This window comes from Vibrio sp. 10N.261.46.E11, assembly GCF_041472735.1.
GTDB lineage: Bacteria > Pseudomonadota > Gammaproteobacteria > Enterobacterales > Vibrionaceae > Vibrio.
On sequence record NZ_JBFRQW010000024.1, the window covers coordinates 1 to 14,650 of the forward strand.

14 protein-coding genes are annotated in these 14,650 nt (G+C 44.7%); 12 read left to right on the forward strand and 2 right to left on the reverse strand.

Features of this window, described 5'->3' with window-relative positions; genetic code table 11:
• Positions 1–80: 80 nt before the first annotated feature.
• A complete protein-coding gene (rne, locus tag AB4407_RS08250) occupies positions 81–3,215 on the reverse strand; it encodes a ribonuclease E (protein WP_372120181.1) in 3,135 nt (1,044 codons plus the stop codon).
• Between the two features lie 617 nt (positions 3,216–3,832).
• Between rne and rluC the strand changes: the two genes are divergently transcribed.
• Positions 3,833–4,777: a 23S rRNA pseudouridine(955/2504/2580) synthase RluC gene (gene rluC, locus AB4407_RS08255; RefSeq protein WP_372120183.1), complete on the forward strand. Its 945-nt coding sequence runs from the start codon at positions 3,833–3,835 to the stop codon at positions 4,775–4,777.
• 282 nt (positions 4,778–5,059) lie between these two features.
• On the opposite strand, the gene AB4407_RS08260 is transcribed toward rluC, so the two are convergent.
• Entirely contained in the window at positions 5,060–5,641 is a 582-nt protein-coding gene (locus AB4407_RS08260) for a nucleoside triphosphate pyrophosphatase (RefSeq protein ID WP_372120185.1), read from the reverse strand.
• Positions 5,642–5,790: 149 nt separating this feature from the next.
• Between AB4407_RS08260 and yceD the strand changes: the two genes are divergently transcribed.
• The 11 genes from yceD to tmk all read left to right on the forward strand — a co-directional run bounded on the left by yceD (position 5,791) and on the right by tmk (position 14,646).
• Positions 5,791–6,318, forward strand: coding sequence for a 23S rRNA accumulation protein YceD (gene yceD / locus AB4407_RS08265; RefSeq protein WP_102507158.1), 528 nt, complete (start codon positions 5,791–5,793; stop codon positions 6,316–6,318).
• Between the two features lie 44 nt (positions 6,319–6,362).
• Positions 6,363–6,533 (forward strand): 50S ribosomal protein L32, encoded by a 171-nt coding sequence (gene rpmF / locus AB4407_RS08270; RefSeq protein WP_004737376.1) that lies wholly within the window; start codon positions 6,363–6,365, stop codon positions 6,531–6,533.
• 9 nt (positions 6,534–6,542) lie between these two features.
• Complete coding sequence (gene plsX / locus AB4407_RS08275; RefSeq protein WP_017062152.1) at positions 6,543–7,568, forward strand: phosphate acyltransferase PlsX; 1,026 nt, start codon at positions 6,543–6,545, stop codon at positions 7,566–7,568.
• 5 nt (positions 7,569–7,573) lie between these two features.
• Positions 7,574–8,524 carry a beta-ketoacyl-ACP synthase III gene (locus tag AB4407_RS08280; protein WP_372120187.1) on the forward strand — a complete coding sequence of 317 codons (951 nt, stop codon included), beginning with the start codon at positions 7,574–7,576 and terminating at the stop codon, positions 8,522–8,524.
• Positions 8,525–8,604: 80 nt separating this feature from the next.
• Positions 8,605–9,528, forward strand: a complete 924-nt coding sequence (gene fabD / locus AB4407_RS08285) for an ACP S-malonyltransferase (RefSeq protein WP_371694418.1) — start codon at positions 8,605–8,607, stop codon at positions 9,526–9,528.
• A gap of 25 nt (positions 9,529–9,553) precedes the next feature.
• Positions 9,554–10,288 (forward strand): 3-oxoacyl-ACP reductase FabG, encoded by a 735-nt coding sequence (gene fabG, locus AB4407_RS08290; RefSeq protein WP_372120252.1) that lies wholly within the window; start codon positions 9,554–9,556, stop codon positions 10,286–10,288.
• Between the two features lie 166 nt (positions 10,289–10,454).
• Entirely contained in the window at positions 10,455–10,688 is a 234-nt protein-coding gene (gene acpP, locus AB4407_RS08295; RefSeq protein ID WP_012603569.1) for an acyl carrier protein, read from the forward strand.
• Positions 10,689–10,781: 93 nt separating this feature from the next.
• Positions 10,782–12,026, forward strand: a complete 1,245-nt coding sequence (fabF, locus tag AB4407_RS08300) for a beta-ketoacyl-ACP synthase II (RefSeq protein ID WP_060467361.1) — start codon at positions 10,782–10,784, stop codon at positions 12,024–12,026.
• A gap of 103 nt (positions 12,027–12,129) precedes the next feature.
• Positions 12,130–12,990, forward strand: coding sequence for an aminodeoxychorismate lyase (pabC, locus tag AB4407_RS08305; RefSeq protein ID WP_372120189.1), 861 nt, complete (start codon positions 12,130–12,132; stop codon positions 12,988–12,990).
• A complete protein-coding gene (mltG, locus tag AB4407_RS08310) occupies positions 12,987–14,003 on the forward strand; it encodes an endolytic transglycosylase MltG (protein WP_372120191.1) in 1,017 nt (338 codons plus the stop codon). Before pabC ends, mltG begins: the two co-directional genes overlap by 4 nt.
• Before the next feature lie 10 nt (positions 14,004–14,013).
• Positions 14,014–14,646 carry a dTMP kinase gene (gene tmk, locus AB4407_RS08315; protein WP_048610583.1) on the forward strand — a complete coding sequence of 211 codons (633 nt, stop codon included), beginning with the start codon at positions 14,014–14,016 and terminating at the stop codon, positions 14,644–14,646.
• The last annotated feature ends 4 nt before the right edge of the window (positions 14,647–14,650 follow it).

Here is a 14,650-nt window from a genome sequence, read left to right on the forward strand (position 1 = left end):
CCGCGATGAACCAAAAAAAAGGGCGACTTATTCATAAGTCGCCCTTAGATAGTTCTCTGCAGATTACTCTGCGAAGCTCATTAGTATTGAGGTTTAGTCATGCCTGCGCCGGCTTTATTTGACGCTGCTTGGCTACCTGCACCTTTCGATACAAAACGCTCAGTACGGAATGGAGCCGCAACAACTTGAATCTCTTTGATCTCTTGAGGACCAGGAGCTTTAGTCATTGGTGAACCTGCTTGTTTTTTAGCAACAGCTGCCTTTGGTGCCGCTTTAGGAGCTTCTGCTTTTACCACAGGAGCTTCTTCTACTTTTACACTTTCAGCTTTAGGTGCTTCAGCTTCAACAACTGGTGTTGCTTCTACTTGCACTGCTTCTGCTACAACAGGCGATTCAACTTTCGCAGTTTCAGCAATCACTGGAGTTTCAACTTTCGCAGTTTCAACTTTCGTAGTTTCAACTACCGCAGGAGCTTCAGTTACCTGAGTTTCAACGATAGTTTCAGCTTCTTCACGGCGGATAATGACTTTACCCATCGCAAGTTCAGGACATGCAAAGCCGCCAGCCATAGCTGTGTTACTTTGTGGTGCCGTCTCTTGAGCTACGTTTTGCTCTTGTACAGCAACTTGAGTTTCAACTACTACTTGAACTTCAGCCACTTCAGGTTTTGCCTGATTATGGTGAGGTTTTGGAATGAAGCGAGGCATCACTTTACCCATAGCCATCTCTGGAGAAGCTACACCACCTTTACGTAGGCGGAATGGGTTAGGGCGACGATCACGACCGCGACGACGACGTTGACCACTTGCACGTAGGTGACGTGGAGAACGGCGGTTACGACGTTGCTTCGGCTCTTCCTGTTCAGTTTGCTCAGCATTTGCTTGAGTTGCTTCTACTTGTTCCGCAACTTTTTGCTCTTGAGCGACAGACTGTTCTTTTGAAACAGGTAGCTCCTTTGCAACAGCTTGTTCTTTTGACGCGTTGTCTTCAGCTTGAGCTTGTTGGTCTTTAACACGAACCTGCTTGTTCAGTTTACGACGTTGGCGACGCTCTTTAATCTTAGCTGCTTTCGCTTCAGGCTTAGCTTTAGGCGCTTCTGGTTTATCAGCTTGAGCTTCTGCTGCCAGCTGTAGACCTTCCTCTGCTAGTTTAGAAGGAGCTTGCTCTTCGCGTTGCTTCTGCTCATCACGTGGCTTGTTGCGACGATCTTGCTTAGGCTTGCGATGTTGACGATTTTGCTGTGGAGCTGCTTCTTTCTGCTCTTCAGGCTTCTCATCACGAGCTGGCTTACGACGACGTTTGTTGTCGCGGTTTTCGTTACGGTTGTCACCACGCTCGCTACGTTCACCACGGTCACCACGTTGGTTACGACGACGGTTATCGTTACGATCACGGCGTTGACGGTTGCCGTTGTTGCGATTGTTCTTAGGTTTCTCTTCTTGCTTCTCTTCTTCTTTTTTCTCTTCTTGAGTTGAAGAGCCAAATAAGAAGCTACCGATAGCTTTGAAGAAACGACCAACTAAACCAGCTTCTTGAGTCGCTGCTGATTCCGCTTTTTTCTCTTCTACAGCTTTAGGTGCTGGAGCTGGAGTCGGTGCTGATTGAGCAGGAGCTGCGAAGCCTTTCAGAGCTGGCTCTTCGATCTTTTTAGGACGAATAGTCTGTTCTGCAGGCTCTTTGCTTTCTGCTTCTTTTAGAGCTTCTAGCTTGGTAGGCAGTAAGTAAGACAGTAGGTCGAACTCTTCACCTTCACGAACACGGATAACCTCAAAGTGCGGTGTTTCCATGTCAGAGTTAGGAACGACAGTGATCTTAACTTCTTGGTTCTTCTCGATGTGGTTTACTGAGCGACGTTTCTCGTTCAATAGGTAAGAAGCGATTGGAACAGGCACAACAGCAAGAACTTGCGCAGTGTTGTCTTTTAGAGCTTCTTCTTCGATTAGACGTAGAACAGATAGTGCTAGTGATTCGTTATCACGAACAACACCAGTACCTGTACAACGAGGACAAATGTGGTGGCTTGCTTCTGCTAGTGATGGGCTCAAACGTTGACGAGACATCTCTAGGAGACCAAAGCGAGAAATACGACCAATCTGAACACGTGCACGATCTAAACGAACGGCATCACGTAGACGGCTTTCTACTTCGCGTTGGTGGCGAACCGGAGTCATATCGATAAAGTCGATAACAACAAGACCACCTAAGTCACGTAGACGTAATTGACGTGCAATTTCATCGGCTGCTTCTAGGTTAGTGTTAAGTGCTGTTTCTTCGATATCTCCGCCCTTTGTTGCACGAGCAGAGTTGATATCGATAGAAGTCAGAGCTTCTGTTGGGTCGATTACGATAGAACCACCAGATGGAAGGCGAACTTCACGTTGGAAAGCAGATTCGATCTGGCTTTCAATCTGGTAATGGCTGAATAGTGGTACTTCACCATCGTATTTCTTAACGCGATTCATGAAATCTGGGCGTATTAATTGAATGTGCGCTTGTGCACGTTCAAAAATAGTATTGCTGTCGATTAGAATCTCGCCAATATCACGACGTAGATAGTCACGAATCGCACGAACGATAACGTTACTCTCTTGGTGAATAAGGAAAGGAGCGGCATTTGAATCAGAAGCTTGCTTGATAGCGCCCCAGTGATTCAATAGAACGTTCAAGTCCCACTCTAGCTCTTCTGCACTTTTGCCAACACCTGCTGTGCGCACGATTAAGCCCATGCCTTGAGGAAGCTCAAGAGTGCTTAATGCTGCTTTCAGTTGAGTGCGTTCATCACCTTCGATACGACGAGAAATACCGCCAGCACGAGGGTTATTAGGCATAAGAACTAAGTAACTACCTGCCAAAGAGATGAAAGTTGTCAGTGCAGCGCCTTTGCTACCACGTTCTTCTTTCTCAACTTGTACGATTACTTCTTGTCCTTCTCTTAGCACTTCTTTAATGCTAGGACGGCCTTGGTATGTATAACCTTCAGGGAAGTATTCGCGGGCAATTTCTTTAAGAGGGAGGAAACCGTGACGTTCTGCGCCGTAATCAACAAATGCCGCTTCTAGGCTTGGTTCAATACGGGTAATACGTCCTTTGTAGATATTCGCTTTCTTTGACTCGTGACCTGGACTTTCGATATCTAGATCGAACAGTCGCTGGCCATCAACCAAAGCGACACGCAACTCTTCTTTTTGAGTTGCGTTAATTAACATTCTTTTCATTTAGAAATTCTCATTGTCTTTTCTTATTTTCATCATTGGTTTTATCGCTTTAGTTCGTTTCTCATGGTGCCAGATCCCATGGCTTTATCGGTGCAGCCTCCCGGCTGGAGAGGGATGCTCTGGGGCACGTCAGTCATCATAGGGAGTTAGCCTATGATCCGCGATGTGGCGGTGAATACTCAACATGAGTGTACGTGAGTAGAGCGATAAGGAACTCAGTTGACCGTGTCTTACGCCGATTGCAGCACTGTCTAATCTGAGTCATCTACTCATTTACTTGCTTATGAATGGTTAGCTGTTTAAATATCAGTCAATCCATTGATAGCAGCTGTGAACTATAGCAGTGGTCGGTAAACACAGCAATCTGCTTTGTCGTAATGCGGTAAAAAAAACAGTTTTTGTTGGGGTTTTGATAGCTCTAACTCACTGTCTATAAATAATTTATCAATTGATATTCTAATTTGCAGGAAGCTTGGTGCTTTTTTGTTCGAAGAATCAAAGAAATATAGAACTTCAATGACCTTTTAGGGGGCAGCCGCAGGGATTATAGATAAATAAGTTCAGATTAGGGCTAAGAAAATCTCAATTATCAAAAGTGACAGTGATACAATAAACCAATGAGCGAAATTAGAACCCAAGTCCAATTTGTCGACATAGACGAAGATATGGCTGGTCAGCGTATTGATAACTTCTTACGCAACCAATTAAAAAACATCCCGAAAAGCATGATTTACCGAATCGTGCGTAAAGGCGAAGTCCGTGTTAACAAGAAACGCATTAAGGCTGAATACAAACTAAAAGCTGGCGACTTAGTTCGTATCCCACCAGTAACGATTGAAGAGAAAACGGAAGAGAACGTACCAAGCACGAAACTCAATAAGGTTTCGGAATTGGAACAGTGCGTCATCTATGAAGATGATCACATGCTGATTCTCAATAAACCATCAGGTACTGCGGTTCATGGTGGCAGCGGCTTGAAGTTTGGCGCGATTGAAGCATTGCGTGCTCTTCGCCCTGATGCTCGTTTTCTTGAGTTAGTGCACCGTATTGATAGAGATACGTCTGGCATTTTGCTTGTTGCTAAGAAGCGCTCGGCGCTAAGACACCTTCAAGCACAGTTCCGTGAAAAAACGGTTCAAAAATACTACTTCGCTTTAGTGATGGGCGAATGGAAAAACAGCTGTAAAGTGGTTAATGCCCCTTTATTGAAAAATGAAGTAAACAGCATTGTTCGCGTTAACCCGAATGGTAAGGCTTCTGAAACTCGTTTTAAGGTTTTGGAAAAATTCCAAGAGGCGACGTTAGTTCAAGCTAGCCCAATTACAGGCCGTACACACCAAATCCGTGTGCACGCTCAGTATACTGGTCACCCAATCGCTTGGGATGATCGCTATGGTGATCGTCGTTTTGATGCTTACACAGGTAAAGTTGGCCTTAATCGTCTGTTCTTACATGCAGCTAACATCAAATTTACCCACCCGGGTAGTGAAGAGAAGATGGATATCTCGGCGCCAATGGAAAAAAGGCTAGAGAAAGCCTTAACTGGTTTACGTAAGCTTTAAGAAGATACGAGATACGAGATACGAGATACGAGATTTTTCGTGAATTGAGTATCAGATGCATCAAATGGAAAAGGCTGACGAATATCGTCAACCTTTTTTGTTTGTGCTTGTTGCAAGAGATCCCCAATCCGCTCGTTTGTCGCTCTTGAGGATGACGACACATTGAATTACCAATGACTAAATAACTAGAAGCCCTCAGGACTGTAATTATTATTAGTTTCCGTCATTTCCTAGACTGACGAAGGAAGGAGTAGGGAATCTCTAGCAAAGAGACAGTATCTGTTAAAGCACACTCATCCCTTGGGCACCTAACATATCGACTAAATCGATCAGTGGTAGACCGATTAGGGTGTTCGGATCTTTGCCTTCCATCTGTTTAAATAACGCAATACCTAACCCTTCACACATAAAACTGCCCGCGCAGTAATAAGGCTCTTCTTTCTCAACGTAAGAAATGATCTGCTGTTCGGTTAAATCTCGGAAATGCACGATGAAGGTGTCGAGACGCGTGTCAGCTTTGTTGGTCTCACTGTTCCAAACAGAAAGACCAGTATAGAAAGTGATGCTCTTACCACTTTGACGAGACAACTGCTCAATCGCTTTTTCACGAGAGTGTGGTTTACCAATGATTTCTCCATTGATCACACACACTTGATCTGAGCCAATGACTAGACTTGGTTGTTCAACAGCACAAGATTTGGCTTTTGCTTCAGCAAGGCGCATCACTAACGTTTGGGGTGTTTCTTCTGGAAACGGCGTTTCATCGCAATCAGGCTTAGCTGTGACAAAGTTTAACTGTAGTTTTTTAAGGATCTCTTGCCTAAATGGAGATGTAGAAGCTAAAACTAGTTGGTAATTTCTCATTTTAATTTACAATTCGTGTAAGCATTTAGTTTAGGATAACGTAACTTATCCTGCTATTCATAATGCTCTGAACAGGAAAGGTAGGAAAGTACATTTTTTTTGCCATTTCCTTTGACTAAACATGATTTGGAAGATAAGATTCGCGCCCTATGCAAAAGGAAAAAATACCGCGTACAGTTGATCCGGCAAGAACGGCTCAAAAACGACTCGATGTGAATGGTATCATTCAAGTCAGTCTTTTAAAGCGTTTAACCGAAGCAACTGAAGGCGTAAAACGTGACGCGCAAGTCTCAATGTCATTTGGGCTTGATGAACAACGATTAGTCGTTATCTCTGGTAAAGCTAACGTCGAAGTCGATTTAGAGTGTCAACGTTGTAATGAGGTTTTCGCACATGAGTGCGATGTCCAATTTACTTATACTCCTGTTTACAGCGAGAAAAGTGAAGAGGAAGCACCGGAAGAGTATGATTTGGTAGATCTGAACGAGTACGGTGAGTTAGACCTGATTCAATTAGTTGAAGACGAGTTCATCCTTGGATTGCCACAAATAGCAATGCACGACGATGCGAAATGTAGCGTTAACTCAAATAACTTGGTGTTTGGTGAACTTCCTGAAGAAATTGAGGAAGATAAAAAGCCGAATCCATTTGATGTTTTAAAAAACTTAAAGAAGTAACTTATTAGTAATTATCTTTAAGAATTTACATAGGAGTAGGGTCAATGGCCGTACAAAAGAGCAAGAAATCACGTTCAATGCGTGGCATGCGTCGTTCACACGATGCGCTAACTACAGCTGCACTTTCTGTAGACGCAACTTCAGGTGAAACTCACCTACGTCACAACGTGACTGCCGAAGGTTTTTACCGCGGCAAAAAGGTTATCAACAAGTAAGGTTGACCTTTGCAAAATCTAACCGTTGCGCTTGATGCAATGGGCGGGGACTTCGGTCCTCGTGTTACAGTGCCTGCCGCCGTGCAGGCACTGTCGTATTTCCCAGAGCTAAAAGTCATTCTAATAGGTGATCGAAACGCGATCACATCTCAATTATCTTCATTAGGTCGAATGCCTGATTCTCGTTTGAGTATCCAGCATTGTGATCGAGTTATTTCCAATTCTGAAAAACCTTCATTGGCCCTACGTAATAGCCAGGGTAGCTCTATGCGTGCTGCTATCGATTTGGTTGCCGAGTCACAAGCTGATGCTTGTGTAAGTGGTGGTAATACTGGCGCCCTGATGGCGTTATCTCGTTTCCGACTTAAACTTCTTCCTGGTATTGATAGGCCTGCATTGGTTTCAGCTTTGCCTACCGCTTCTGGCAACCGTACATGGATGCTTGATTTAGGAGCGAACGTTTCTAGTGACGCGGATTCACTGTTTCAGTTTGCCGTAATGGGCAGTGCATTAGCGGAACAACATTTAGGCCGCGCGCCTCGTGTCGCTATCTTGAATATCGGCGCTGAAGAAATTAAAGGCAATGACCTTGTGAAACGATGCGCTGAAATGTTGTCGAATACTCAGTCTGTGAACTTCATAGGCTATATTGAAGGTAATCAATTACTTCAAGATGCTGCTGATGTCGTCGTATGTGATGGTTTTGTGGGCAATGTCTGCTTAAAAACGTGCGAAGGTACGGCTCAGCTCTTTATTGATAAGCTAAAAACGCGCATGATGGCTTCAACAATAAAGGGTTGGATTGCCAGAATGTTGTTTTCTGAGCTATTTACTGAATTAAAAACCTTGAACCCCGACCAGTATAACGGCGCAAGTTTGTTAGGATTGCGCGGCATTGTCATTAAAAGCCATGGAAGTGCTGATGTGTCTGCAGTCGTCAACGCGATTGGTGAGGCAGTACACGAGGTCAAACGACAAGTCCCCAGTCGCATTAGCGATCGTTTGGAAGCGGTTTTACTCGAGAGGCACTATTAGTCTTCATGTATAGCAAAATTTTAGGTACTGGCAGCTACTTGCCATCTCAGGTGCGTACCAACGCAGACTTAGAGAAAATGGTAGAGACTAGCGATGAGTGGATCGTAGCTAGAACAGGTATTAAAGAGCGTCGTATTTCAGCGGACAACGAAACCGTTGCTGATATGGCGTTTTACGCTGCTGAGAATGCCATTGAAATGGCAGGTATCGACAAAGAAGATATTGATTTAATCATCGTTGCGACAACCAGCAGTAGCCACACATTCCCGTCTTCGGCATGTCAGGTACAAGGTAAGCTTGGTATTAAAGGCTGCCCTGCGTTTGATTTGGCTGCAGCGTGTTCTGGTTTTGTTTATGCACTGTCTGTTGCTGACCAGCATATCAAGACTGGCATGTGTAAAAATGTTTTGGTAATTGGTGCGGATGCGCTGTCAAAAACCTGTGATCCGACTGACCGCTCTACTATCATCCTATTTGGTGATGCAGCAGGCGCGGTGGTTGTAGGCGCAAGCGAAGAGCCAGGTATTTTGTCTACCCATATTTACTCTGATGGTAAATACGGTGAGCTTCTAAGCCTAGAAGTACCAGAGCGCGGTGGTGATGCAGACAAATGGCTGCACATGGCGGGCAACGAAGTATTCAAAGTGGCGGTAACTCAGCTTTCTAAGCTGGTTAAAGACACATTAGCGGCGAATAATATGGATAAGTCAGAGCTTGATTGGTTAGTTCCACACCAAGCCAACTACCGTATTATCTCGGCAACGGCTAAAAAGCTGACTATGTCACTTGATCAAGTGGTGATTACCCTTGATAAGCACGGCAATACGTCGGCAGCTACCGTACCAACAGCCCTTGATGAGGCTGTTCGCGACGGGCGAATTAAACGTGGTCAGACGCTTCTACTTGAGGCATTTGGCGGCGGCTTCACTTGGGGTTCTGCGTTAGTTAAATTCTAACCCTAAGCGATAATCAACAAACAAGGCACATAACTTATGTGCCTTATTCAATTTTTTGCTTTGCTTAAAGGATAATTACAATGAGCAAGTTTGCTATCGTATTCCCAGGCCAAGGCTCTCAAGCTATCGGTATGCTTGCTGACCTAGGCGAACAGTATGATGTTGTTAAAAAGACATTTGCTGAAGCTTCAGAAGCACTTGGTTACGATCTATGGGCATTGGTTCAAGATGGTCCAGTAGAAAATCTAAATGAAACTTTCCGTACTCAACCAGCTCTATTAACAGCGTCTGTTGCAATCTGGCGTGTATGGCAAGAGCTTGGCTTAGAGCAGCCTGCAAACCTAGCAGGCCACAGCCTAGGCGAATACTCTGCACTAGTATGTGCGGGTGTTATCGACTTTAAAGAAGCGATCAAGCTAGTTGAGCTACGTGGTCAACTGATGCAAGAAGCGGTTCCTGCGGGCGTTGGTGCAATGTACGCAATCATCGGTCTAGATGATGAGGCGATTGCTAAAGCGTGTGAAGAAGCGGCACAAGACGAAGTTGTTTCTCCAGTTAACTTCAATTCACCTGGTCAAGTTGTTATCGCGGGTAACAAAGCGGCAGTAGAGCGTGCTGGTGCACTTTGTAAAGAAGCGGGCGCTAAACGTGCTCTTCCTTTACCAGTATCTGTGCCGTCTCACTGTGCTCTTATGAAGCCAGCAGCAGACAAGCTAGCGGTTGCTCTAGAAGCTCTAGAGTTCAACACGCCGGCACTGCCTGTTATCAATAACGTTGATGTTATTGCTGAAACAGACCCGGAAAAAATCAAAAGCGCACTTGTTCGCCAGCTGTACAGCCCAGTTCGTTGGACTGAAGGTGTACAAGCGATGAATGAGCAAGGCGTAGAGAAGCTACTAGAATTAGGCCCAGGTAAAGTTCTTACCGGTCTAACAAAACGAATCGTAAAAACTATGACAGCTGCTGCGGTTAATGACACTGCATCACTAGAAGCTGCTAAGTAAATAAACACTTAATAGAGAAGTTATGATGAATTTAGAAGGCAAAGTTGCACTCGTTACAGGCGCAAGCCGTGGTATTGGTCGTGCAATCGCTGAACTTTTAGTTGAGCGTGGTGCTAAAGTTATCGGTACTGCTACGTCTGAAGGCGGCGCTGCTGCAATCAGTCAGTACCTAGGTGAGAACGGTAAAGGTCTTGCTCTTAATGTAACGGATGTTGACTCAATTGCAGCTACACTGAAAACCATCAACGATGAATTCGGTGCGATTGACATTCTGGTTAACAACGCAGGTATCACTCGTGATAACCTACTTATGCGTATGAAAGACGATGAATGGAATGACATTATCGATACTAACCTAACGCCTATCTTCCGCATGTCTAAAGCTGTATTGCGTGGCATGATGAAGAAGCGTCAAGGACGTATCGTAAACGTTGGTTCTGTAGTCGGTACTATGGGTAACGCTGGTCAAGCTAACTACGCTGCTGCTAAAGCAGGCGTAATTGGTTTTACTAAATCAATGGCTCGTGAAGTTGCGTCTCGTGGTATTACAGTGAACACTGTAGCACCTGGTTTCATCGAAACTGACATGACTAAAGCGCTAAATGATGACCAACGTGCAGTAACTTTGGCGAATGTACCAGCAGGTCGACTAGGTGATCCTCGCGAAATCGCTGAAGCTGTGGTATTTTTGGCGTCACCTGCGGCAGCTTATATCACAGGTGAAACACTTCATGTCAATGGCGGTATGTACATGGTGTAAATTATGTGCAACATTTGTGCATGATTTAAGTCAAGATCATACGTAATTTCGGTTAAAATCGTGAAAATTGTGGTTTGACCAGAAAAGTTGACCTTGCAACTTTCAATAGATTGAATAAACTACGGAAAACATCGCATAAAGCGAACTCTGTAAAGGAAAAGAAAAAATGAGCAACCTCGAAGAACGCGTAAAGAAAATCATTGTTGAACAGCTAGGTGTAGACGAAGCTGAAGTTAAAAACGAAGCTTCTTTCGTTGATGACCTAGGTGCAGATTCTCTAGACACAGTTGAGCTAGTAATGGCTCTAGAAGAAGAATTCGACACTGAGATTCCAGATGACGAAGCTGAGAAAATTACTACTGTTCAAGCTGCTATCGATTACGTAACTAGCGCTCAGTAATAATCTCTCCCAGGCGGTCACCTCGACCGCCTGTGTTTTATCTAACTCATCTATCCTCATCTTAAATCACCTCAATCCCCGGAGTGTAATATCGTGTCCAAGCGTCGTGTAGTTGTCACTGGCATGGGTATGTTGTCGCCGGTAGGCAACACTGTAGAATCTTCTTGGAAAGCCCTGCTAGCTGGTCAAAGTGGTATCGTTAATATCGATCATTTTGATGCAACCAATTTCTCAACTCGTTTTGCAGGTCTAGTTAAAGACTTTAACTGCGAAGAGTATATGACTAAAAAAGATGCTCGTAAGATGGACTTGTTCATCCAGTACGGCGTCGCAGCAGGTATTCAAGCTTTAGATGATTCAGCCCTAACTATTACTGAAGAAAACGCCCCTCGTGTTGGCGTTGCTATCGGTTCTGGTATTGGTGGTCTTGGTTTGATCGAAGCAGGTCACCAAGCTCTAACTGAAAAAGGCCCTCGTAAAATCAGTCCGTTCTTCGTTCCGTCGACGATCGTGAATATGATTGCGGGTCACATGTCTATCATGCGTGGTTTACGCGGTCCAAACATCGCGATCTCTACTGCATGTACAACTGGCCTACATAACATTGGTCACGCGGCTCGTATGATTGCATACGGCGATGCTGACGCAATGCTAGCGGGTGGTGCTGAAAAAGCATCGACACCACTAGGTATGGGCGGTTTTGGTGCGGCTAAAGCACTGTCTACTCGTAACGACGAGCCTCAAAAAGCTTCTCGTCCATGGGACAAAGGTCGTGACGGCTTCGTTCTTGGTGACGGTGCAGGCATGATGGTTCTTGAAGAGTACGAACATGCGAAAGCTCGTGGCGCTAAGATTTACTGTGAGCTTGTTGGCTTCGGTATGTCTGGTGACGCTTACCACATGACATCTCCAAGTGAAGATGGCTCTGGTGGCGCACTAGCAATGGAAGCGGCTATGCGTGATGCTGGCATTACTGGTGAGCAAATCGGTTATGTTAACGCACACGGTACTTCGACTCCTGCAGGTGACGTAGCGGAAGTGAAGGGCATCAAGCGTGCTCTTGGCGAAGCAGGCAGCAAGCAAGTCTTGGTTTCTTCTACTAAGTCAATGACAGGCCACCTTCTAGGTGCTGCGGGTTCTGCTGAAGCTATCATCACAGCGATGTCTCTAATTGATCAAATTGTTCCACCAACAATCAATTTAGATGATCCTGAAGAAGGCTTAGATATTGACTTAGTACCTCACACCGCGCGTAAAGTTAGCGGTATGGAATATGCTGCATGTAACTCATTCGGTTTCGGTGGTACTAACGGCTGTTTGATCTTCAAAAAGATTTAATCATCTTATATAAGAGCCAAACATCGTAGATAGTCATAATTAGAACTGTTTTTAAACGGCTCGATGCTTTAGCATTGAGCCGTTTCTTTTTATGGGGAAAAACATGTTTTGGGTTGATGGAGAAAGCCAGCAAACTGTCGATATCTTGGATCGTTCGTTTCAGTACGGGGATGGTTGTTTTACCACCATGCTTGTTCAAGGTGGTCAGATTCAACACTTTCACGATCATCAATGTCGTGTCGACCAATGCCTTAAAGCGTTACGCATTTCTGAACTTGATTGGGATGTGGTTAATGCTTGGCTCGATATTGCACTTCAATACATCCAAAACAATGCGTTTCATGAAACAGAGAACCGCCATGAGACAAACAAGCCTCATAATGAAAAAGCTGGAATAAAGCTGCATGTTAGTCGCGGTTCTGGTGGCAGAGGTTATAGCACCAAGAATATCGCTAACCCCACGATCACTATCAGTACATTTGATTTCCCTAGTCATTATTTTGCGTGGCAAGATTCTGGTGTAGAACTCGGTGTCTGCCAACAAGCTTTAGGTTTGAGCCCATTGCTTGCAGGGCATAAGCACAACAATCGCCTTGAGCAAATCTTGATGAAAGATGAAATGGACCTGGCCAATGAAGTCGATGGTGTGGTGCTTGATATTTCGGGCAATGTGATTGAAACCACCATGGCTAACCTGTTTTGGCGCAAAGATCAGGCGATATACACACCTCAGCTCACTCAAAGTGGTGTCGCGGGGGTTATGCGTAAGCAAGTGTTAACCGCGCTGAATCAAGCTGAATTTTCCGTTACAATTGGTGATTACTGCTTATCTCAACTCATGCAAGCTGATGAGATTTTCATGACCAACTCCATCTTAGGGGTTGCCCCCGTTACCCGTATTAGTGACTCCCAATTCAACATTGGAACCGTTACTCGTAGCCTTCAAGGACAACTAAACTCGTGATCAAAAAGTTATTTATTTTTATTACCTTGTGCTTAATCGCAGCCGCTGTTGCTGGTTTTTATGTTTACAACCAAGCGCAAGATAACCTGAAACAAGTTATTCAATTAGAAAAACCGCAGGTGGTTACCGTTGCTTCAGGTAGCAGCTTTAACCGTGTTCTAGCACAGTTGATTAACGAGGGGCTTTTTGAGGCTTCTCCTTACGAGAAATTAATCCGTAAGTTACATCCTGAGCTTGTAGACGTAAAAGCGGGTACATTCCTGCTTGAACCCGGTTTAACCCTAGAGCAGGCGCTACAAGTGCTTGTAGAAGGGAAGGAGCACCAATTTACCATTACCTTCGTAGAAGGCAGTCGTTTTGACGAGTGGCTTGTTCAGCTAAAAGAGAACGAATTCATTCAGCAGACGTTGAATGATGTCTCTGAAAAAGAGATCGCACAAAAGCTTGGTATCGAAAATGAAAAGCTAGAAGGTCTTTTCTTAGCTGAAACATACCACTATACCTACGGCACAACCGATTTAGATTTGTTGAAACGTGCCCACCGAGATCTGATGAACGTGGTCAATGATGAGTGGGAAAATAGAGCCGATAAACTGCCTCTTAAATCGCCATATGAAGCGCTAATTCTTGCGTCTATCATCGAGAAAGAGACTGCAGTAGCGTCAGAGCGTGAACGTGTGTCTTCTGTGTTCGTTAACCGCTTGAACAAGCGTATGCGTCTGCAAACTGACCCAACGGTTATCTATGGTATGGGCGATAGCTACAAAGGCAATATTCGTAAGAAAGATCTACGCACACCAACGCCGTACAACACCTATACAATGAGTGGTTTACCACCGACGCCGATTGCAATGGCGGGTAAAGCGTCGATCAACGCGGCTCTGAATCCAGAGAAGAGCAACTACCTGTATTTTGTTGCGAGTGGAACGGGTGGTCACGTATTTTCAAAGAGTTTGACTGAGCATAACCGTGCAGTACGAGCTTATTTAAAGCAATTAAGAAAAAACAAATAAAGAAAGAATTATGAATCAGTCGAAATTTATCGTGGTTGAAGGCCTTGAAGGCGCTGGCAAAAGTACAGCGATCAATGCCATCGTTGAGACATTAAAAGCATCGGGTGTTGAAGATATTGTTAATACTCGCGAGCCGGGTGGTACTGTCTTAGCTGAAAAGATGCGTTCATTGGTTAAAGAAGAGCACGAAGGTGAGAAGCTTCAAGACATGACTGAGTTGCTGCTGATGTACGCAGCACGTGTTCAATTAGTAGAAAACGTTATCAAGCCTGCACTAGACAGTGGTCAATGGGTATTGGGTGATCGTCATGATATGTCTTCACAGGCATACCAAGGTGGTGGTCGCCAGATCGCACGCACTACTATGGAATCACTGAAAGCAACCACGCTAGGCGGCTTTAAACCCGATCTAACGCTATATTTGGACCTAGACCCTAGAGTAGGGCTAGAGCGTGCTAGAGGTCGTGGTGAGCTAGATAGAATTGAAAAGATGGATATCTCGTTTTTTGACCGTACGCGTGAGCGCTATCTAGAAATTGCAGAACAAGATGATTCTGTACTTGTGATTAACGCGCAGCAAGAAATTGAGCAAGTAGCCGCTGATATTAAAGTCGCGCTAACTGCTTGGCTCGATAAACAGTAGGTAG